Here is a 555-nt window from a genome sequence, read left to right on the forward strand (position 1 = left end):
CGATTTCATCTTCAACCACACTTCCAACGAACACGAATGGGCGAAAGGCTGCGCCGCCGGCAATCCGCTTTTCGACAATTTCTACCACATCTTCCCCGACCGCTGGATGCCCGACCAATACGACCGCACCCTGCGCGAAATCTTCCCCGATCAGCATCCGGGCGGCTTCTCCCAATTAGAAGACGGACGCTGGGTATGGACGACGTTCAATTCCTTCCAATGGGATTTGAATTACAGCAATCCTTGGGTATTCCGCGCCATGGCGGGCGAAATGATGTTCCTCGCCAATTTGGGCGTTGACATCCTGCGTATGGACGCCGTTGCCTTCATTTGGAAACAAATGGGCACTTGCTGCGAAAACCTGCCACAAGCCCATGCCTTAATCCGCGCATTCAACGCCGTCATGCGCATCGCTGCACCTGCCGTGTTCTTCAAATCCGAAGCTATCGTCCACCCCGACCAAGTCGTCCAATACATCGGACAAGACGAATGCCAAATCGGCTACAACCCGCTGCAAATGGCATTGTTGTGGAACACCCTCGCCACCCGCGAGGT

At 55.0% G+C, this 555-nt stretch carries 1 protein-coding gene; it reads left to right on the plus strand.

Going from position 1 to position 555, the window contains the following annotated elements:
• Window positions 1-555, plus strand: a 555-nt coding sequence (locus ACTHUR_RS17095; RefSeq protein ID WP_440399892.1) for an alpha-amylase family glycosyl hydrolase, incomplete at both ends; no start/stop codon positions are given.

The sequence above is a fragment of the Neisseria sp. P0021.S007 genome (genome assembly GCF_051956855.1).